The organism is Priestia sp. SRI_019 (genome assembly GCF_057586255.1).
Window position 1 is genome coordinate 46,169 of sequence record NZ_JBYCZN010000007.1, and the last position, 21,489, is coordinate 67,657.

The following is a 21,489-nucleotide window of genomic DNA, read 5'->3' on the forward strand; positions in this document are numbered from 1 at the left end:
CACGATAAAAAGACATGGAATGCTGCTCAGATATTAATTATTTTTCATCTTATAGCCTTTGAATTTATAACCGTATACGCTTGTAAGATCAACGAAGCTTTTATAAGAATATGTAATGGCAACCGGTGTGCCTACTTGGACTTTAGCATAAAGCTTTTCGATGTCTGCATTATGCATTCTCACGCAACCTTGACTCACATATTTTCCAATGCTACTTTCATTGTTGTTACCGTGAATGCCGTATGTATCACCATACGTACCGTTTGCATTTAACCCTAACCAACGTTTTCCTAACGGATTGCGAGGATCGCCCCCAGGAATATGTCCTGTATAGTAAGGACGGCTTTTAATTTTGTTCACGACTTTAAAAAAGCCAACCGGTGTTTTATCCCACGTTTTACCCAGTTGCTACTGGATCAACGATTTTAATATAGCCATTGTGAAAATAGGCAAGCTTGTTGTAGTACTTATTAATAATAATCAAATTTTGATTACCTGGTTTTCCTGCTGCTTCTTTCCTCCTTCTATCTTCCGAGTATGAAGAAAGAAAATTTTTCTGCCTTCAAACTTTTGCTTTTTTTTACGTTCCATTTCTTGTGCTGCATTCCTTTTTCCGTAGAATGTGCTCCAATATTCCGTGCAAAAAATTTCGTGAATTCATTTTATAATTTCTCTTTTCTCCCTTTGTCATAATCCTTTATCTCTCTTAGTACATCCCTCCTTTTTAAGCTTACTTTTACAAATCCTCAAGAAGAAATGTTCTTTTCTTTCGCAATTTCATCTATTTTTTTAACGGCAATCAGATTGATATTTTGTAAAAACATATCCATGACATTCGTTCCTCCCCTGTAAATTGTGGTTCCCAACTACAAAAGAGAGAAGAGCATAAGGGGTTTTTGCTATCACAGGGTGTGATAGGCTAGGCAGAGCCTAGCAAAACCGTGATATCAAAGAAAGTCGCTTAATGTCCCCTTTGCGTCCCCTTTTTTTGGTGTACGTCCCTTTCACGTCCCCCTATAAAACCTCAGTGTCCCCTTTATGTCCCCCTGTTTTGGAGCTATGTCCCCTTTGCGTCTCCCTATGTTTTTTCATTTCATGGCTAAATGTTGTTGCTTTTCATTCATTTTTTCATCTTTTCACGTAAAATTTTCTGCTTATATTCATGAAGCAGGATGCTTTTAGCATCAAAGTAAATCTTTGTTTCTGTTTCTCTATTCTTTTGATAAAAACTAAAGACATGTACTTTTCAAATTGAAAACTTTTCATTAATTCACTAAATAACTTTTTAAGATTTTATTATCACCCTACTATATAACTAAACAATTAGATTTTCTTTTTTCTTCTGCAAGAATCTAACTCTAATTTTTTAAAAAAACGAGTTAATTATCACTAATTTAGAATCAATTGAATTAAAATCAACTCAACAAAAAAGAAGTTTAATTTAATTAAAATAGAGCATATCAACTTTTCTAATTAAAAGCTGTCGAATCTATACTTTTTTTATACTCAATTAGTAATTAATTGATTTAAATTAATTTCAATTATGTATACACATACTAAATGCACCAATAAAAGATGATTCTATCAAATTAATGTTCATTCAAATAAGATAACTAATCCAGACTCAATTGAGTCTGGATTAGTTATGACTACTGGATAAAATCAGGAAATGATCATAAGTGGGAGAAAATAAAATGATAACTTAAAAAATTGGTTATGTATTTATACCACGCTAAAAACTTGGTTAAATAATTAAGCCGCGAATATAGTAATTAGAAGTAACAATTTATAACTGCGTGGATGTATTAACATCTTTTAATACATAGGAAAGCTCTCTAATGCCTAGAAAATCAGCTAAGATTCTTCAAAAAAACTCTGGCTAAAATAAGAGATAGATATTCAAAAAAGAGGCTATGGTCATATTGACGAAAAAGCAAAACACATTCTAGCGTTTCAAAAATTTATCAAATCTCTCTAGACAATGGGTGCCTGAAATTAAGTATGTCTCTATGATACGAAGTGGTTCGTTCTGTTTAGCATCTTCATTAAATTCAAATTAAAGAAATTGTGTGCTATTTTTGCTCGTTTAATCACATCAGAATTAATCATTGAAGTGCTTCAAAAAGCTTACACTGTCCAAAAACCTTAAAAGGGTTTACCTATTCGTAACGATTTCTATTCACAATAAATAAACAATCAGTTTACTCAGCATGTCCACAAATAAGCTATAAGGCATCTTTTCAGCCAAAAAGACTGCTTTTATGATAATGCCTCCATAGATATGTTTCACATCATATTACAGAAGAAGTATATTATCTAAACAGAATCCACAGTAGCCTTAGCTATTAAACTCCTCAATAGATTGAGGATAAAATGAGAAAAACAACTTTTTTGTTCTAAATTATTAATTCAAACTTGATAGTTCAACTTAAGATTGACTTAAAATCACCTCATTGCACACAACTCTAGTTTAGTTGAACTTAAAATAAAATAAGTTGCACTAAATTAAATAGAAATGAATAAAAGTTTAATTAAAATACATTTAGTTGAACTTAATTGTATTTTAATTAAACTTACTATAATATTTCAAAAAACTATAATGGATTTGTAGTTTTTTGAAGGACTCAGTTCAAATTTAATTGAACTACATAACGTAAAATATAATAAATTTAATTCAGTTAAGTGTAAAATCTGCTAGAATAATAAAGACAAGCTTTAAATTAAGTCTAATTTAATTAGTCAGGACCAATTAAGTTAGACTTAATTGAGTTATTAAAAATATTTCATATAATAAGATACTAACTAAGTTAGATTAATTCGTTTATGAGGGAGGTACAATTATGAGCGAAGAAACAATGGTTATTTCAGAAGTTGCTAGAAAATTTAATATAGAAAATCATCAGTTGCGAGACTGGTGCGAAGTCGGGTTAGTACGACATAAAAGAATTGGAAGAATAAGATACATATTTACTGATGAAGATAAAAAAATTGAGAAGATTATTGAACTAAAAGAAAAGTTCGGAAAACATGCACCAAATGAAATGATTCGTGAAGAATTAATTAAAGCAAATTTAATGAGCGAAGAACAAACAAAAATTATTAACAAAGATTCAGAGGAAGAAGATATAAACGAAAACTCCTTTAAAGAAGCATTTTTATTGCTTGCTAAAAAAATAGAAGAAATGGATAAAAAAATGGAAAAGAAAGAACAACTAACGCTTCCATCTGAAAATTTGGCAGAAAAAAAAGATGTTATAGAAATAAAAGAACAGATGAATAAACTTGAACAAGACAATCAGCGTTTAAAAGAAGTGAATGATCAATTACTTAAAAAACTAGATTCTATCCATTCAGCTATGACCGAAATTCAAAAAGAACAAGGAAAAAGCATATGGAAAAGAATGTTCACAAAATAATAAAACAGCTTCTAATTACTGAGCAGTAATTAGAAGCTGTTTTATTATTTTTGTAGCAGTTGTCAGAGAAAGTTCTCTTAATACCTTCAACAATAAATTCATTTGAATACAGATAGGGTTTTCACTTCATAAAAGGTGCAAATCTAAATCTTTTGAGATATATTACTAATTCTTATTGAATTATGAGATTAATTAACGCTATAATAAAACTAACAAAAATGACCGGAATAGAAAAAAGACTTCAACTGTTTAAGACGTGTTGGTAGCACTCTTAAACCGTTCCCCCTAGATACAGTAGGGAAAACACTTGTCGAAGTCTCTTGTTAATAGAGTTAGTTTTTCTATAAAATAAAACTTATGGTTTTATTTTATATGAAATAGCTATCTATTTCAAGGGCTTAGTTCATCAAAATCACGACATTGTTTTCCTTTTTTCAGGGAAACAGTGTCTTTTTTTGTTCCTTAAAGGAGATAATGAACAAATGACAAAAATATTGACCTGCTATTTAAGAGATGTAGACACCTTCAACGGACGGTTTAAGTGGTTATGGAAGAACAAATCCATACTTCGGAAAAAGAAAGAAGAGTTCTTAGAAATTATTCGTACCCATTACAAACAGAACCAATCAGCCATACATAAAGAATTTCCTAAAAAAAGAATGGAAATGCTCGATCATGTCATCTATAACCTAGTGGCTACAGGCATCCAAGCCATTCGTTCTGAAACGCTCATGAAGAAATTTGAAGTTTCTAAAAGTACGGTTTCTCGTTTTGTACGTTCGTTAAAAGCGACACCGTTTGTGCTTGTAGCACGATACATTAAAGAGGATGCAACAGGTACTCACCCTGATAGCTATGTATTTATTCTTAAAAGCCATAAGAACTTTAATCAGATTTGCGACGAAATCTTTTTTGCCCATGATACAACAGGTATACAAACGGTCCAACAAGAGGAAATGACAACTCCTGTGACGCTTCCTGTGATGTATCCAGGAAGTGTGGAAAACGTTGATACACCAAGCTTAAAGACTGATAAATCACCTGGTGCCTTTATTAACCTTGATTTACCTGTAAATCATATAAATAATCATTTAATGTCTGCTTCACAGTCATTTACTTATATCAAAGGTGTTCCTAAGAAAGTCAATCAAGTCTACGCAGGTAAGTATGGTCATCAATTAAAAGATTTTTATGCTCGCATTCAAAATGCTGCAAAAACGGTCAAACGAGATACAGAGATTGATATTACCAAAGGGCAAATGCATGAAATTGCGTATACATCTATTATTGGATTAGACAAATATGTACATGAAGCTAATCATAAAGGCAAATCTTTGTCCTTAGATAATATGTGCCAATTACTCTATAAAATTGCGAAAAACCAATTCTATCAGTTGGTGGATCCTAAAAACCAGGATTATTCATCAGTATATCCAACTCATGAGAAAGTTATACATAAAGAAGCGTCATCAACAAAATTGTTTATACCAAAACATATTATCCGTAAAGAAATCGTTCCTGATTGGTTACAGGCTGAGCAGGATCAAGGGAAGGGTACAAAGAAAGTAGAAATAGTTTTAGAACAACAGCTTGAAATGATTCAATTAAAGCAAGACCTAGGGCAAGAGCTTACACCAGAAGAAGAATGCTTGCTGCAAGAACACTGCTCTACGTACAGTTCATTAGAAATGGCGGAACTGAAACAAGATTTAGGACAAGCATTAACACCTAAGGAGCAGGAATTATTAGAGCAACATGCTAAATTAAAAGAACCAGCTTCTTAATGTTTAAAAATAGTTAAAGCATAGCAAGGACTTTTACCATTTTTAACGTATTCAGTGTTTTAAGGGAGGACTTGGCAGGATTTGAACCCGCAAGACGCCAAAGTTGTATAGTGTAATACGACTGGCTGCTCTGCTATTGAGCTACAAGTCCATACTCAAAGTATGCGCATCGGCTCTGTTTATATGTACGATAGGAGAAAATGTAAAAAGTAAAGAAATCCCTTATAAGCTGAATTATTATTAGGATATGTTTATTTAGAACACTGTTCTAAATATTAAATAAATCTATATCTACGCAGGAGGAGAACATTATGCCACATAAAATTACCTTAACTGGATCAGCCACAGGACCACTACGAGAATACGATCGCTATGTTGCCTTTGATATGCGTGAAAAAGGGTCACCATCTGCGCCTAAAGGCTTGAAGAAGAGTACGTTTATTACGTACACGGTATTTGTTGCAAAGAAAGCTTTTAACAAAACAGGGCTCACGAAAAAAAGCATTATGCAAGAAAAAATCTTAATTCAAGGAGAACCCACATTAGATATTCCGATTGATGAATGCCCTGGTGAAGTAGGCGTAATCTGCTTCCAGATTACTGTTATCCCGAATAAGAAAGACAAAGAAGGTAATGATTCAAACGATAAAAAAGAGGCCAAACAAGAGGCTTCTGCAGCGCAACAAGAAGTTGCTGCTACCAAACAGGAAGAAAAACCAGTAACTACTTCTCAACCTGCAGCAAAAGAAGAAAAGAAAGAAACAAAAGCTGTTCAGCCAGAAGCAAAGCAAGAGCCTACAGAAGAGAAAAAGGCTGAACCTAAAAAGAATACACTACCGAACCAACCTAAAGGGACACAGGATTTGTTGAACTTTGATGATATTATCGTACCTGAAGAATTCTTAAAGACACGTCCAAATCCTGAAAAAACCCAAAAGGTCATTGATTTTGTGAAACGTACAGGACGCTTAGATGAGCCATTGACGATTGAAAAAGGATCAAATATCTTAAAAGACGGTTACCGTCGTTATGTTGTAGCCAAAACCGTTAAAATGGATAAAGTTCCGGTTATGTATGAATACCAAAAGTCATAATGTATTTCCTTGAAGATGGCCTATTGCAAGGGGACTGATAAAAATGAGATTGGTGAAGGAAAGCGTCATTTATCCATTACCAGAGGAGCAAGATATTGCAAAAATAGAAGTTTCTTTTCGCATCCAATTGCCCAAAGCGTATAAAGAATTCTTGAAACAATATAACGGATGTACAGTAATAGATTCTACACCACTAACAATCATCAATAAGAGATGTCAAATTGAACGTTTTTTAGGCATTATTAAAAACTTTAGTGAGCATCCTTATGGTGTGTATGATATTGGTTGCTGCGAAACTTGCTTAGGAGAACAAGGACGGAATTTTTATGATGAAGATCTCATTGGATCTGAATTAATTCCAATTGCGAAGCTAGCATGGGGAGATTATTTGTGTTTAAATTTTCACTATGATAAGAACAATCCGTCTGTTGATTTCCTAGATTATGAAGAATCATATGAATGTGATCCAGCTACATCAAAAGTGGCTGAGAACTTTCAAGAGTTTTTGAGTATGTTATTATCTAAGGATACGAAATAGCAGAAAATGCTATTTCGCAATGAGATTATCTACTCATTTTGATTTTCAATCATAAAAGAGGAAGTGTCGACATGAAAAAGTGGCTTTGGATCATGTTATCCTTTGGAGTAATTTTTCTCGTATTTATGATGAACTACTTCTTGGATAAATACGAGCAACAGCCAAACATGATACGTAACGTCTCACTTACGACCAGCACATCTCCTAATAAACAAAACATTGTTGAAGTAAAAAAGATATATAAACAAACCACTGATTACTTTGATTATGAGCAAAAACAAAAGGCTGATTCTCTTAGAATGTACTACGGACAACCCGGAAGCACTCTTAACCAATATAAAGAGCTTCAAGGAATTCAACCTTCTATGATTCATGATGTGAATGTGCATTGGAGAAGTGAGCAACATGTCATAATCAACATTATGAAAACGAATCACCAACACAAAAACAAGGTATACAAACGATTTAACTATAACCTTAGCGAAATGTAGGCTGCGGATCTACGGTTTTACGTGTCTTCATCGTGAGTCTTATGTGTGGTCTTACAATAGGAATAATTTCTATTTATTAGTGGATAAATTTAAATCATTTTATATTTTTTACCTTTCTCTTTAATCATATTATCATCGTCTAGGGAGCTATATAGATAGATAAAATGTTAATTTATAAGAAGGGGAGAAATATAAAGTGAATCAAGTCATCAAACCAGCAGGATTTTGGATACGCCTATTAGGAAATCTATTAGATGGTATTATTGTAAGTATTCCTTTGGGGCTTATCGGTTTTCTTATTACAGGAGACTTTGATGGTGACGATCCCATTACATCAATCATAGGTTTCATCTATGCGGTTGCTGTACCTATATTATGGTATGGATATACTATAGGTAAACGAATTGTTGGAGTTAGAATTGTCAAAGTCAATGGAAAGAAACTTGGAGTCGGAGCAATGCTATTAAGAGTTCTTGTAGCCGGCATTGTTTATGGTCTTACATTAGGTATTGCGTTAATTGTAAGTGTGTTCATGGTGGTTTTCCGTAAGGATAAAAGAAGTCTTCATGATATGATGGCAGGCACGTATGTTACATATTCAAAACCAGGTGAAATAGACGATAAACAAGCATTGGTAGATTAATCAACAATGCCGAATACCTTCTATTTCTAATCTACTATTTGGGACTATTCAAACCTCCTACACATTAAGGTGTAGGAGGTTTTTCTGTGTAGCAACTACCGGTTATGGGTAGGATAGCTACACATCAGAGAGTTTTTTGAAATATGAAGAGGTTAACTGTAAATTATTGAACAGACTTATTACTTTCTTTTTTCACTATCCATGCAAGTAATTCTTTTTCTTTGTAATTTAAATGTCGATTTAAACATTTCTCAAAATCAGAAACTAATTCTTCAAAACAAGGGCTATGTTCCATCTACATTCCTCCTATGTCACAAGTCTAAAAAGATACATTTAATATATCTCTATTTCTTTATTTTTCATTTCCCAAACGTTTTTAATCATATTTAGAACAAAGACCGCCCATTATGTATCAGTTTATAAGGCGGTCTTAACTGTATTCATGCTATATGTTTATGACCAAAATATCGACACTATTCTAAAAAGACGTCAGGTGAAAAAGGCAATGGCTAAAATTGCTGCAACACAAGTTAAGTAGATATTTCCACTCCAGTCCCTCTTTTCTTTTTCGTTCACCGCATAGCTATTATAAGAACCTTCAATCGGATCTATTTTTAGTTTTCGTTGTATCTCGAATTCTTCATCTAAAATCAAGTCTAATTCCTCCATTGTTTGATAATTGTAAGGTAGGAATCTCCCTTGTTCGTCTCTTAATCGGTTGCTGACGTCTTGTAACCCGTGCTGTCTTTTCATTGGTGGAAGACTGTCGGTCGGATTGAGCAGTAGTTCCCGACACTGATTGGCCATCTGTTGATGCTCCAAGTAACGTAAAAGCGTTTGTAGACGTTCCTTTTCGCTCAAGGTTATCATGGTTGCCTCCTCCTTTCTCTTCGGTGTTTGGTTCTTGTTCCATCCATAACTGGTAGGAAGAAGGTTGCCATGGAGAGGAAGGAAGAGGGACGTCACTCATTTTATACTGATTCATCAATGCTAAGAAGACAGGGTTGTGCGCTGCTGTAAAGAGCGCACACCTTATAATTTGATTTCGGTCTAACTCGGTAGCCTGAAAAAGGCTATCTACATATGTACGATAAATAGAGTGATACCGTACAGTTGGTCGATAGGTGTCTACTTGATGTTTAGTCTTCTTATTTTTCTTCATACGCGTTTTTTTCTTTCAAAATGACCTCTAATATCTGTTTACCCTCTACCGTTAAATAGACGTCTTTTCGACTTAATAATGAGATTGCTAATTCTTTTGTCACTTGATTCGCTCCATTCCTGCTAGTTTAAGTTGACGTCTCTTTCTGACGTCTTAATTTATGATATGAACTACTGCTTGTCCTATATGTAACTTTTTTTCTAATGATTAAAAAAGTTACATAATGTCCATACTTCTTCTTAAAGGAGATGGCTGTATGATTCTAGGCTTAGGAAAGAAGCGAACAAAGTTTGGAAAATGGTTAGATAAACAAGACGACATTAATCAATTAGAACTCGAAAAGGCAACAAAATTAAGTCGTCCAACTATATCTAGACTTTGCAATGACGAAAACTACATACCCAAATACTCCACAATTTACAGAATAAATAAAGGACTGCAAAAGTTAAAGAAGGATGTAAAAGTAGAAGATTTTCTACAAATATAAATAAAGAATGCTGCTAAGTATTAGGAGAAGAAGCTTAAAGACAGAAAAAAGAAGAATGGATATCCATTCTTCCTTAAGCCATCATTATAAAGTTTTGTTAGAAACGTTCTCCGCCAAGTTGTTGCTCAGCCATTTGTACAAGACGCTTTGTGATTTCGCCACCTACTGATCCGTTTGCACGTGCAGTTGTATCAGCACCAAGGTTTACACCAAATTCGCTAGCGATTTCATATTTCATTTGATCGATTGCTTGTTCAGCACCGTATACTAATAATTCATTGTTGTTGCTGCTTTTGTTGTTTGCCATGTTGTGTCACCTCCTTGTTTCTCTTAAGTTTCCTATTGTCAGAGATGTATATACATAGAAAATAATGGACGTATAATTTAGCATTCATTCCACATACTAAATGGTAGAAATCAATGACACTGTAAAAAGTGAAAAAAGGACATTGCTTGTACAAGCAATGTCCTTTTATATGGATATAGTCTTATAGGGTAAGATGAATCATGTAGTTTGAAATCCTAGTAAGTAACTTAAATTATTCTTTAACCAATTTAACAAGCATACGGGCAAGGTGATGTTGTTCTTCCTCACTTCCAACTTTCCATAGCTCATGTAATAAATATTGCTCTTCATTTTGTGGTTCCTCATGTTTTGCCAAATAATCAGCTATTTTTTTAGCTGCCAAAGTTAATTGGTCATCATTCAACCCCAATTTCTCACCTTTTGTGACTTTATCACCTAAGTATGTTTTGAATTCGTTAAAACTAGAAAGAATGCTGTCTTTCTTCTCTTGACTCATCTCGTTTAGCTTATTCTCTACTTTATTTTCTACAGTCCCAGTATTATTGTTCATTTTCTATTCTCCTCTCAATTAAATAGTGATGTTCTTATAAGATAAGTCCCCCAATTATAGGTGTATAAACATTTAATTCCATTTTAATGTGCTGTAGAATTTTTCTTCATGACAATTTCCTTTTACTATTTCACCTGAACTATCTTCACACTATCTTGACTAATTGATGATGAATTGAATAACGGTCTATATAAGCAGATATTAAAAAAAGAGTGGATAGAAAATATTTCTTCTAATGAACCTGTGGAAAAAGTATCTCCTTAATTTATCTAGATAGACAGAATCAGTGTTAAATCCATTGATATTGAAAAAAATTACAATATGACTTATTGTGAAACAAATTTCATATTAAGTTTCCTTTATAAGCTAGCTCACATGACGACCTAAGTTAGCTTTTTTATTTAACAATAAATAGATTGGCATTATATAACAAAATTTTCCCCTGTAAAACCCAATTGGAATCTTAGAATACCTTTTTTAGGGTCTGAATAGCTTATTTTTCATACCTAATACATGTTACAATACGTTTTGTAGATGCGAATGAAAATTCCATTTCTTATTTCATAGGTAAGAGAAGTCCTCATAATTTGAGGGCTTTTCTTGTTTTTAATCTGATGATAGTCAATTTCCAAAGAAGACTGTTAGATCACAACCTGATTTTTTAAGATCATTTATAAAAAATGACCTCTTAACTATTATTTAAGGAGCATAGTTTTTTGTATCAAGGCTACCATTTTTACCTAAGGCAATTTTTATAGCATAAAGAAACATTTGTTGGGTAAACTGATAACAAATATGATTATGATGAGAGTGTATACGGATGAGTTATTTTTATGGTGCTACCTTTTTATTTTTTGGTTTATTTCTAATAAACCTATTATTTTCGTATCAAAGTAAGCATATTGATCCAGCCTTTTGGACGACTTTAAAGTATCAACTTTTTGCCTTTCCACTATTTTTAATAGCCAATATGCTCATCGGATACGGCATCAAATTTGGACTTAAAGCGATTCAGAATTTAACATTTGTTTTAGTTACATCTAAAGGAATAGAGATAGTAATTTCAATATTAATGGGTTATCTATTTTTCAAAGAGGTTCCTACTTGGAAAACAGCATTGGGTTTTTTCATTATGATTGCAGGGATTATTATTTCGAAAATAAAGTAGAACCTTTAACGGTTTCAAAAATTCTGTTGGTAAACTTAAAATAATAAAAAAGCTTATGTTTGGAGAATGTTGTAGTAAAGCTTTAGTTAACCTAATTACTCTTTTGGACCATAGAAAAAACCCCTCTTTTTCAGCAGCTCACGCGCAAGGGGGGAAAGAGAGAGTGCTCTCATGAGGTAGGCAGGTTTTTTATAAATGACGAACATACTAATGATTATTTGTTAAAGAACTGCTTAACAACCAAGCTTTATATACTTATGCTCCGACAGTAACACCTACTGTTTATAGCGAGAATATGTTACGCTTTATTTTCAGTTATAGATTTTTTTAAGGGTACCTCCTTCTCCAATGCCATTAGAACGAGGTACCCTTTTCTCATTTAACTACTAAAGAAACTTCCACTCTTTCTTTTCCTCTTATAATGATGATGTCCATAACTTCCGTGATGACCATCTCTTTTCCTATAATCATCACTGCTGCTATAACTTTTAAAAGGTTTTGATCTTCCTCTCCTGTAATCACTGCTACTGTAACGCTTGTGCTTATTATTCATTAGTGAATCAAACAGTTTCTTGAACATGATTTAATCACTCCTCATAGTCATTTTAAATCTATAAAAAACAAAAAGCGCTTTTATCCTTTTAGTAGATAAAAGCGCTTGATGTACAAACACAGACTTCACCTAACTAAAAAAGTAGGCAAAGGTCTTGCTAACAATTAAGATTGCCAACAAAGCCGGAAACATTTTGTTTCGTAGTGACGACTTTTGTTGTACAGCTACTCCCCTTTTGAGTATTAAGTTTGTTCAATGTTAACTTAAACCAATTCTATAAGTCAATTAATAACTAATGAGATATGACTTTTCTAAACATTATTCGTATCGTTTATCTTCATCGTACCAGATGACTGACTATTGAACGTTTTTCAAGGTTAGTTTAGATGTAAAAACAATATATGGTCACTTTTAATCTAGCACATAACTCTTATAGTAGTTCTATATTCTTTGTAGAAAAACATTCTATTTGTCTACAAGATGTGTAACTAGTAAAACCTTAATAATAAATTAAATAATTTATTATTTACTTAACGAACAATAAAACGGAGACAAAGTTATTTTTTATATATCGTGAATGACAACATTTGTTTTTAAAGATATATGTATATGAATCTACAAAACTGGCCAGACTAATAACGTATTCCCCCCAATTCCAATAAATTTGAAAATCCTTTGCCTACATGGGCAAAGGATTCTTTTTGTCTTCTATATCTTAAAAATAGACACTTCCTCAAAGTTTAAAGTTGACAACATCCGTGATTCATTTTTAAGATGTATATAATATATATCTTAAAAATGAAATTATTAATTTAAAGGAGATAGAACATGGATACTAGTAAAACTAAATGGATTCCTGTTCCTTATTTTCAAATCAATCAAGAAGGTAAAATTTTAAATTCTTCAAACATAACCCATACCTATTTTCCTTCTACGTCTAATATATGGACCATTATTCATGAAGAAGATCGAGGTAAAGCGATATCAATGCTCTCGCAGGGTGCTAATTCTGATTCTATAACGAAACATTTGGTTTTACAGACAAGTAACAAGTTATTTGGGAATTTTAAATGTACGATCCAATGGAAAGATGGTATAGGTCACCTGGTGTGTACAGAAACCAAGAGTATTGAAGTTCTAGCTGTTACACCTTCATCTGTTCAAAAATCTTTAGTAAACACCCAAAAACGGTTGGAGGAATCAGAAAAACATTTAGACCATGCTGCTGAAATGTTAATTATAAGAAAACACTAATTCTTTGCTTTTCATTACATGAATTTTTTCTATACAGAGCAAACTACTCAAGACGCCGTAAGGCATCATCTCTAAAATGCCAATTAGAGAAAAAAACTACCTTATGCGTGAACTGCACCCCAATTGTTAGACAAAAACTAATAATTGGAGGTGCAGTTTTTTATGTCAAAACACACACTTGAAACAAAGTTAAAAGCTGTAGATTTCTACATCAATAAGCAATATTCATATAAAGAAACAGCTGAGTTATATGGTGCGAATACATCAGATGTTATTCAATGGGTGGCATTATTTAAAAAACATGGGAAAGAAGGTTTAGAATCAACGTATACAAAGTACTCTGCCGAGTTTAAAATGGACGTATTAACGTATATTGAAAAAACGGGAGCGTCTATTCTTGAAGCATCTTCTGTATTTAATATCCCTTCATATTCAACGGTTATAAAATGGAGAAGAATCTTTGAAGAACAGGGCATGGACGGCCTGTATGCCAAGACCAGGAGGCCGCCAAAAGTGAAGAAGAATTCGATTAAAAATAATGATTCACAGAAAACAAATGAAGAGCTAGTAAAGGAACTTGAATATTTACGAATGGAAAATGCGTACTTAAAAAAGTTGAACGCCTTAGTACAAACATCAAGGGAATTAAAGAGCGAGAAAAAGCCCAAGTAGTGTTTGAATTAAGGCATGAGTATAAGGTCGTCGACCTTATCAAAGTAGCTAGAATCGCTCGTAGTACGTATTATTATTGGATAAAAGCCTTTAAGCGCCCTGACAAGTATAAAGAAATTAAAGAAACCATTCATCATATCTTTCATAAACACAAAGGGAGGTATGGTTATCGTCGTATTACGCTAGAATTACACCGTCTAGGCTATCTTATTAATCATAAGACGGTCTGTCGATTGATGAAAGAGCTAGGCTTAAAGTGCCTCGTTCGGCTCAAAAAGTATCGTTCTTATCGTGGGAGAACAGGAAGAATCGCTCCAAATATCCTTAAACGTGATTTTAAAGCATCTAAACCAAATGAAAAATGGGTAACCGATATCACAGAGTTTCACCTATTCGGAGAGAAGCTTTACTTATCACCTATTTTGGACCTTTTTAATGGGGAAATTATCTCCTACCATATCGACAAGAGACCTGTATTTTCACTGGTCACTACGATGTTACATAAAGCATTTGACTGTTTAAATGAGGGAGACTGCCCTATTCTTCATTCTGATCAAGGATGGCACTACCAAATGACCAAATATCAGCATTTATTGAAGGGAAATAACATTACTCAAAGCATGTCCCGTAAGGGTAACTGTTTAGATAATGCGGTTATTGAAAACTTCTTTGGTCTATTAAAATCAGAGTTACTCTATCTACAAGAATTTGAAAGTATAGAACAGTTCAAACAGGAATTAGAGGCCTATATCCTCTATTACAACCATCTACGAATAAAAAAAATTAAAAGGATTGACCCCTGTAGAATACAGAATTCAATCCTCATTAGCTGCCTAAATAACGTGTCTAACTTTTTGGGTTCAGTTCAAATGAGCCAATAGGTTTTTTCTATATTACTCTTAGTTACCATAAAACGTATTATAAGAATCCATAAAAAAGAGAAGATTCTATTCTTAATCTTCTCTTTTTCTATATTTCAATTGTTCCTCTTTATAAATAAAATTCATTATTAAACAAAATACTGCTACAAGCCAACCAATAATAGGAGAATAAATAAAAACATTTGTTAATAACAATCCTGCACAAATAGAGATTACCGACAACATTAATAAAAAAACGTTAGTACCTTCATTTTTATTCATATAAAACACCTCTCTAATTAATCAACTAAGTGAAAAAATAAAAACTTTGAAAGAATTCCATAATATTTCCTAAGCAAATAAGGACATTTCTTTTATGCCCTGTTTCCTCGTATCAGCCCCACCTACGCTAAATACTATGACAGCCACTCATGCCATCCAACCTACACTCAGTATAAATGAAAGCGTTTACAAAGTAAAGTAATTAATAAAATATTCTGTCTACTTTTTATTATATTAAACTTGCCTATTTCGAATAATATTAAATACAGTGAGCAAACTATACAAGACGCCGTGAGGCATCTACGGACTTTCTTATTCGAATTTTACACAGAAAACTTCCTTAACGCATTGGGGGAGTTTTTCTGTTTTTAAGCTGTATATCATATACAAAGTTAGTTAAGTCGGGTAGGCAGGCACTCTCACGAGCGCCCGCCCCCCTAAGAACCGTACGTGACAGATTTCCCGTCATACGGCTCAAGCCTTCTTTTTATCCAAACAACTTATTCAAGACATGGTACATGTACTAATTTAGCCAATTTACCTGTAGAAACCTCTAGGTTTCGCACTGTAACTTTCTCTCCATTTTGTAGAGTCTGCTTACACAATGCACAACGATATCCTTGTTTCCTTGCGAGTTTCATCCTATCTAAAGTATTTTCGCTATTAAAGACCTTTCGGTCTCGCTTTTCCCAATACTCTTTTAGATTCGGATCATCTGGGCTGTTCTTGTAGGCTACCATGACATGTCGTTCTATTTTAATCCAAGACATCTTCAACAATTGAATATTAGTAAGTGGACATGTGAGAATCCATTTATTATTTCCACCATGGTGGGGTTTCTTAAAATAGCGCTTATTAATCCACTTCCAAGACTTCCTTGGATGCAATTGTCTAAGATGTTTCCTTATTTTCAAGAAGACGTAGTTGTCTATATAACCAAACGTCTTTTTAGAAACGACATGTTTCCAATACTGTCCGTAACCACGAATAATTGGGTTTAAAACACGTATTAGTTCTTTTACGGGTCGTCCTCGCATCACTGCGAACGTATCTTTTATCTTGCTTTTTGCTTTTCTGATACTGTCTTTACTGGGTTTGATTAATAACTTATTGCCTTGTTCCGTTTTGTATTGTCGGAGTGAAAAACCAAGGAAATCAAACCCACTCTCGATATGTGTAATTCTGGTTTTATCCTCACTCAATTTAATTCCTCGCTTTTGTAAGTAAGGATTGAGTTTCTGATACATACTTTCAGCTTGTTCCTTCGTTTCCGTTACGATGACGAAGTCATCTGCGTAAAGAATACGTCCTATTTTACATTTGGGATCGATTTTATATCTTCCATTTGATTTGTGTGTTTTTCTATAGAAGATACCAATCTCTTTTTCCATCCCACATAACGCAATATTGGCCAGAAGAGGGGACACAATACTTCCCTGAGGAGTTCCCTCTGTTGTTTTATGGAGCATATCCTGCTCTATGCATCCCATTTTGAGCCATCTTTTAATAAGAGTACTTCCTGAGAATGAAGATGTTTGTTCTACTATCCAATTATGGTTAAGATGGTTGAAACATCCTAGGAAATCTTCTTCAAATACCCACTTTTTCTTACTATTTGTGTTCAGCTTGTTAAAGAGGTTACTTATAGCATCGTGTGTACTTCGTTTAGGACGAAAACCGTAGGAAGTGGCTTCGAATCTAACTTCCCATTGAGGTTCCAGTGCGTTCTTTACTACGTTTTGATACACTCGATCTCGTATCGTCGGAATACCGAGAGGTCTTAGCTTCCCATTTTTCTTAGCGATAAACGTTCGTTTCGCTGGCTTTGGGCGATGTTGAAAGACATTATATCCTAACAGTTGTTGATATAGTGTGATACGTTCATTTGGTTTGAAGACCGTATAGCCGTCTACACCAGGTGTTCGCTTTCCGGTATTTTGTTGTGTTACTCTGCGAATAGAAAGCAGTAGATTTGCTTTACTCCGAAGGAGTAAACGTTGAAGTTTCCTTACTTTTCTTTGTTGATTTTGTTGTTCGGCACGATAAATTCTTTGTCGTAACTTCGCTACATATTTTTGTATAATACTCCAATCAATAGAGTACCAATCTTTATGCGAGACGTGCGCCGACGCTCGTAGAGAGGTATTCATAACAGCACGCTCCTTTTCGTTAGAAGATAGCCACAACTTTATTTTCGTGTTGAAGACCCATGAGAAGTGGGCGCTCTTTCGAGCCTGTCATTGTCCATAAAGACGACAATATCCGTCCAGTTATACAGTGTTCCTGCTTTCCTGTTCCCTTTCAAGTTAACGGCTTTAGCTTTTTCTCATATCCCATACCCTCTGTCACATCGTTTGACTTTGCAGTCATTCTACTGCTGATGCAGATGACATAGGGCTTACCAAGTTCCACATTCTACAGATACGATAGGGGTAGGTAGGTTCTTTACTCCGGGTAAGATGCGGGACGCATCAGAGTAGCATTATGATTCTACTGTTCCTCTTACCAAGACCCAAGCCAATCTATGCATTATCTTGAGCTAAGAGTAACGAAGCTTACAAACCTTCACTTTCGTTTACCATGCCTATCTTCTCCTAGCAGTATTCTGGACCATGCATTTGTCCTCTGTTTCCGCATTTCCTCATGCAACCGACAAACTCGTTACCAAGAATGCCGTTTTGGATGGAGATCATCTTCGCGTCTAGATAAGTAGCGTTAGCTACACTGTAAGAAAGCGACTTCTTGTCGCACCATAATACCTCTTTCCGGAATACACACAAAAAAAAGAACCCTTGGTAGGCAAGGATTCCGATGAGGTTACGATTTCTGCTTTATGCAGCTTTTTATACATCTTTGACACACTAACGTTTAGGAGCACAACCAAAGAGATGTTGATGTATAAAAAGACCACCTTTTATACATATGTAGAGCACATCGGAAATAGTATGAATATTAAAAATATGTTATAGTCGGGTTGTTCATTCTCGGATACGTTTGAACGACCCCTTATGTGAAAGCAACCTCGCTTGCCAATGCCGAGGTTGCTCTTTTATTTTGTTAACGATAATAATTACTTTAACATCTTGTAATAGATTTAAATATCTTATCCGTAAAAGTATATCTTTTTAGAAAAATTCGCGTCGAAATAAAAGAAATAACTGTTAAATAATCATTGATATTCTGTGATTTAGAAGCGTAATACTTTGTAGAAAAAAGTTTCATTTGTCGACACGGAGTAAAATCAATAACACTACTTTTAATAAAATACGTTTAGTTTCACTTAATGATATGACGAAAAGTAAACTACACATAATCAGCTTTTTTAAAGGGGGGGAAGAAAGACCGATATTAAAAATCAACAATTCCTAGAGACTATTGATTATTTGCTTTCCTCAATTTTAAGTATGTATATGTACTTAACGTGATGGCTACCATTACTATACAAGTAAGAGGAAATAGAATTGTATTAACAAAATGATCATAAAACCAGGTATACATGAAAACCACCTCAAATAGTGTAAATTCACCCTGATAAGCCTTGTCTTATAGGGGTTTAACAGATTGTAAGAACCACCTCATCTTCGAAGGAAATAATGCAAATAAACCTTTTATGACCTCTGTTTCTTTCTATTTTTCAAGAAAGCAACAAGAAGAAGCAGAGAAGGAATAATCCCGAGGATAGGCATATGCAGAATAAACATTTCTACCTTTAGTCCTTCATGTAGATGTTCTTGAACATTGCTGGCAATCGTGCTAGCCATAAATAGAATAACGAAGCCCAAAGGGTATGAAAGGCGTGAAGGTGATTTAATCTTAAATAAGTTAGCCGTACCTATGACAGCTGCATATAACAACACACTAATCTTAATGAAACCACCGATAACTAAAGCAAGCATAAAAAATACATCAAGACGTTCCAAAAAGTCAGCTACCTGGATGCTTTGTACGGTACTAAGAAGAGGAAATTGTGAACGTGCAGTCAAATCAACCCCAAGTACACTAATGTTAATAAGCATGGTAATAGTTAAGTTGATTCCACTTAGTCCTGTTGCACATAACATCGTCATTTTTGCCTTTTTTTGGTTTTTTAAATAGGGTAAAATCATTGTAAATACCATCGCTTCTGCAAACGGGAAATAGATAGCTTGAGTAAATGCAACTTTCAGGACGGGGAATACACCCTCCTCAAGTACTGGCTGTAAGTTTGTAAACTTGATTAAACCTGAACATACGATGAGAATAAATCCCATGATGGCAAAAATATATATAAATATAAAAAGGATCTCTCCTGAGCGAGCTACAACCTCGATTCCTTTTCGAATCGTATAAATAACGACAAGCATTAATAAAGTATGTGCAATGAATAAAGGAGTCTCAGGGTAGGCGGAGGTTAACAACATCGCGCCAAAATCACGGAGAACCCTTGCTGCATCATACATAAAATAAAGGATGTAGACAAAGGCAAGTACCGTTCCAATCCCTTTACCCATGATTTTTTGCATGTACTCGGTAGGCAGGAGATCCGGGTAATAAGAATGCAGCTTATTATAGACTAGAAATAGAACAAAACTTCCTACCATCCCAAGCAGAATCGCAAGCCAGGCATCTTGTTTTACATCCATTGCAATAGGTACCAATAAAGAACTACCTAGTTCAAACAAAACCATTAGAATAAATAATTGACTGGCACTAATTTTTGCCTTCTCCATTCCACTGGAACCTCCTTTCTAATTTTATTTAAATTAATCTTTTGCTTTCTCGACCTTTCATAACGTACAATCTTTTAAACGTTATGTAATAGATAGCAGATTTACTTTAAGGTTAATTCTAGGCTAAAAGTATTCTTTCTACGGGTAAGAACTTTACTGGAGAGCTTAACAAGAATGACAATATTACATATGAAAATTAGCTAGTTAAATGTGTTTTCCTCATGCTTCTTCCTGTTTTTAAAGAAAGCTACAAGAAGAAGCAAAGGAGGAATAATCCCAAGAAGAGGAATGTGTATAGTGAACATTGCCACCTTCAGCCCTTCATAGTTATGTTCTTGAAGGTTACTCGCAATGGTAATAGATAAAAAGAGAATGATTAGCCCTAAAGGATACGATAACCTTGAAGGTGATTTAACCTTGAATAAATTTGCTGTACCTATGACAGCTGCATAAAATAACAAGCAGATTTTAAAGAAGATAGTGATAATTGAAGCAAGCATAAAAAATACATCAAGCCTTTCTAAAAAATTAGCTACTTGGATGCTCTGAATTGTGCTAAGAAGTGGGTATTGTGAACGTGCAGTTAAATCAACACCAAGTACACAGACATTAATAAGCATGGTAATAATTAAATTGATTCCACTTAACCCTGTTGCACATAGCATGGTCACCTTTGCCTTCTTAGGATTATTTAAATACGGCAAAATCATGGTAAATACAATGACTTCTGTAAATGGAAAATACAAGGTTTGAGTAAATACCACTTTTAGGACAGGGAATAAACCTTCTTCTAAAATGGGTTGTAAATTTTTAATCTCAATTAAGCCAGAAGATATAATTAAGATAAAGCCAGCAACGGCAAGGACATACATGAAAATAAAAAGCAGTTCTCCTGATCGAGCGATGACCTCAATCCCTTTTCTAATGGTATAAATAATGACAAGCATTAATAATGCATTGGCAATGAATAAAGGTGTGTCAGGATAGGCAAAAGTTAACAGCATTTCACCAAAATCACGTAGAACCCTTGAGGCATCGTACATAAAATAAAGAATGTAAACAAAAGCCAGTACGGTACCTAATACTTTCCCTAAGATCTTTTGGATATATTCTGTAGGCAAAAGGTCAGGATAATAGGTATAAAGCTTGTGGTAGATTAACAATAGAACGAAACTGAATACCATTCCAAGGAGAATTGCAAGCCAAGCGTCTTGTTTTGCATCTATCGCAAGAGGTACCAGTAAAGCACTACCCAGCTCGAACAGAACCATTAAGATAAAGAGCTGACTAGAACTAATCTTAGCTTTTTCCATTCAATTGCGACCTCCTTTTTGGTTTTATTAAAGCGTCCTTCTGCTTTTTTGAATGGTTATTTAACTTTCTATCACTTTCGAACGTTATGTAATAAAGATGAGATTTGTTCTAAAGGTAACTCTAGTGTAGAGAGAATCTTTCTACGGGTAATTACCTTATTAGGAAATGAGGCTATAAAGACAATATTCTATATGAAAACTAGCTA

19 protein-coding genes and 3 pseudogenes are annotated in these 21,489 nt (G+C 34.0%); 10 read left to right on the plus strand and 12 right to left on the minus strand.

Annotated features, from left to right (window positions below; all coding sequences use genetic code 11):
* Positions 1-33 precede the first annotated feature (33 nt).
* Positions 34-511: pseudogene (locus AC2YJL_RS24540) on the minus strand (L,D-transpeptidase); the annotation flags it as partial.
* A 2,329-nt stretch (positions 512-2,840) separates the two neighbouring features.
* Between AC2YJL_RS24540 and AC2YJL_RS24545 the strand changes: the two are divergent.
* Together AC2YJL_RS24545 and AC2YJL_RS24550 are read left to right on the plus strand one after the other, a co-directional pair.
* Complete coding sequence (locus AC2YJL_RS24545) at positions 2,841-3,416, plus strand: MerR family transcriptional regulator (protein ID WP_230932216.1); 576 nt, start codon at positions 2,841-2,843, stop codon at positions 3,414-3,416.
* 482 nt (positions 3,417-3,898) lie between these two features.
* Complete coding sequence (locus tag AC2YJL_RS24550; RefSeq protein ID WP_230932215.1) at positions 3,899-5,200, plus strand: replication protein; 1,302 nt, start codon at positions 3,899-3,901, stop codon at positions 5,198-5,200.
* A gap of 66 nt (positions 5,201-5,266) precedes the next feature.
* Here the strand turns inward: AC2YJL_RS24550 and AC2YJL_RS24555 are convergent.
* Positions 5,267-5,351, minus strand: a pseudogene (locus AC2YJL_RS24555).
* A 160-nt stretch (positions 5,352-5,511) separates the two neighbouring features.
* Between AC2YJL_RS24555 and AC2YJL_RS24560 the strand changes: the two are divergent.
* The 4 genes from AC2YJL_RS24560 (at position 5,512) to AC2YJL_RS24575 (ending at position 7,966) form a co-directional block, all read left to right on the plus strand.
* Positions 5,512-6,294 carry a ParB N-terminal domain-containing protein gene (locus AC2YJL_RS24560; RefSeq protein ID WP_230932214.1) on the plus strand — a complete coding sequence of 261 codons (783 nt, stop codon included), beginning with the start codon at positions 5,512-5,514 and terminating at the stop codon, positions 6,292-6,294.
* A gap of 43 nt (positions 6,295-6,337) precedes the next feature.
* On the plus strand, positions 6,338-6,832 hold the full coding sequence (locus AC2YJL_RS24565; protein WP_230932213.1) for an SMI1/KNR4 family protein: 495 nt from the start codon (positions 6,338-6,340) through the stop codon (positions 6,830-6,832).
* A gap of 71 nt (positions 6,833-6,903) precedes the next feature.
* Complete coding sequence (locus AC2YJL_RS24570) at positions 6,904-7,323, plus strand: hypothetical protein (RefSeq protein WP_230932212.1); 420 nt, start codon at positions 6,904-6,906, stop codon at positions 7,321-7,323.
* A gap of 196 nt (positions 7,324-7,519) precedes the next feature.
* Positions 7,520-7,966: an RDD family protein gene (locus AC2YJL_RS24575; RefSeq protein ID WP_230932211.1), complete on the plus strand. Its 447-nt coding sequence runs from the start codon at positions 7,520-7,522 to the stop codon at positions 7,964-7,966.
* A 163-nt stretch (positions 7,967-8,129) separates the two neighbouring features.
* Here AC2YJL_RS24575 and AC2YJL_RS24580 read toward each other — a convergent pair whose 3' ends face one another.
* From AC2YJL_RS24580 to AC2YJL_RS24590, 3 genes are all read right to left on the minus strand, one after another.
* Entirely contained in the window at positions 8,130-8,261 is a 132-nt protein-coding gene (locus AC2YJL_RS24580) for a hypothetical protein (RefSeq protein WP_269067565.1), read from the minus strand.
* 194 nt (positions 8,262-8,455) lie between these two features.
* A complete protein-coding gene (locus AC2YJL_RS24585) occupies positions 8,456-8,620 on the minus strand; it encodes a hypothetical protein (protein WP_176526189.1) in 165 nt (54 codons plus the stop codon).
* The gene (locus tag AC2YJL_RS24590) at positions 8,607-9,128 is read right to left on the minus strand and encodes a hypothetical protein (protein WP_230932210.1); all 522 of its coding nucleotides are present in this window, start codon (positions 9,126-9,128) and stop codon (positions 8,607-8,609) included. Before AC2YJL_RS24590 ends, AC2YJL_RS24585 begins: the two co-directional genes overlap by 14 nt.
* A 259-nt stretch (positions 9,129-9,387) precedes the next feature.
* On the opposite strand from AC2YJL_RS24590, the gene AC2YJL_RS24595 reads away from it, so the two are divergent.
* Positions 9,388-9,615: a helix-turn-helix domain-containing protein gene (locus AC2YJL_RS24595; protein ID WP_230932240.1), complete on the plus strand. Its 228-nt coding sequence runs from the start codon at positions 9,388-9,390 to the stop codon at positions 9,613-9,615.
* Between the two features lie 97 nt (positions 9,616-9,712).
* Here the strand turns inward: AC2YJL_RS24595 and AC2YJL_RS24600 are convergent, their stop codons facing one another.
* A complete protein-coding gene (locus AC2YJL_RS24600) occupies positions 9,713-9,922 on the minus strand; it encodes an alpha/beta-type small acid-soluble spore protein (RefSeq protein WP_230932209.1) in 210 nt (69 codons plus the stop codon).
* A 232-nt stretch (positions 9,923-10,154) separates the two neighbouring features.
* Entirely contained in the window at positions 10,155-10,472 is a 318-nt protein-coding gene (locus AC2YJL_RS24605) for a DUF3243 domain-containing protein (protein ID WP_230932208.1), read from the minus strand.
* Between the two features lie 820 nt (positions 10,473-11,292).
* Here AC2YJL_RS24605 and AC2YJL_RS24610 point away from each other — a divergent pair.
* Complete coding sequence (locus AC2YJL_RS24610) at positions 11,293-11,640, plus strand: hypothetical protein (RefSeq protein ID WP_230932207.1); 348 nt, start codon at positions 11,293-11,295, stop codon at positions 11,638-11,640.
* 379 nt (positions 11,641-12,019) lie between these two features.
* Here the strand turns inward: AC2YJL_RS24610 and AC2YJL_RS24615 are convergent, their stop codons facing one another.
* Positions 12,020-12,220: a hypothetical protein gene (locus AC2YJL_RS24615; RefSeq protein WP_230932206.1), complete on the minus strand. Its 201-nt coding sequence runs from the start codon at positions 12,218-12,220 to the stop codon at positions 12,020-12,022.
* An 801-nt stretch (positions 12,221-13,021) separates the two neighbouring features.
* On the opposite strand from AC2YJL_RS24615, the gene AC2YJL_RS24620 reads away from it, so the two are divergent.
* Both AC2YJL_RS24620 and AC2YJL_RS24625 read left to right on the plus strand, forming a co-directional pair.
* Positions 13,022-13,447, plus strand: coding sequence for a hypothetical protein (locus AC2YJL_RS24620; RefSeq protein ID WP_230932205.1), 426 nt, complete (start codon positions 13,022-13,024; stop codon positions 13,445-13,447).
* A 162-nt stretch (positions 13,448-13,609) separates the two neighbouring features.
* Positions 13,610-14,956, plus strand: a pseudogene (locus AC2YJL_RS24625) (IS3 family transposase).
* Between the two features lie 116 nt (positions 14,957-15,072).
* On the opposite strand, the gene AC2YJL_RS24630 reads toward AC2YJL_RS24625, so the two are convergent.
* From AC2YJL_RS24630 to AC2YJL_RS24645, 4 genes are all read right to left on the minus strand, one after another.
* Complete coding sequence (locus AC2YJL_RS24630; RefSeq protein ID WP_230932204.1) at positions 15,073-15,261, minus strand: hypothetical protein; 189 nt, start codon at positions 15,259-15,261, stop codon at positions 15,073-15,075.
* 500 nt (positions 15,262-15,761) lie between these two features.
* The gene (ltrA, locus tag AC2YJL_RS24635; protein ID WP_251569154.1) at positions 15,762-17,411 is read right to left on the minus strand and encodes a group II intron reverse transcriptase/maturase; all 1,650 of its coding nucleotides are present in this window, start codon (positions 17,409-17,411) and stop codon (positions 15,762-15,764) included.
* Positions 17,412-18,869: 1,458 nt separating this feature from the next.
* A complete protein-coding gene (locus AC2YJL_RS24640) occupies positions 18,870-19,970 on the minus strand; it encodes a GerAB/ArcD/ProY family transporter (protein WP_230932202.1) in 1,101 nt (366 codons plus the stop codon).
* Positions 19,971-20,170: 200 nt separating this feature from the next.
* Entirely contained in the window at positions 20,171-21,283 is a 1,113-nt protein-coding gene (locus AC2YJL_RS24645; protein ID WP_251569153.1) for a GerAB/ArcD/ProY family transporter, read from the minus strand.
* Positions 21,284-21,489 lie beyond the last annotated feature (206 nt).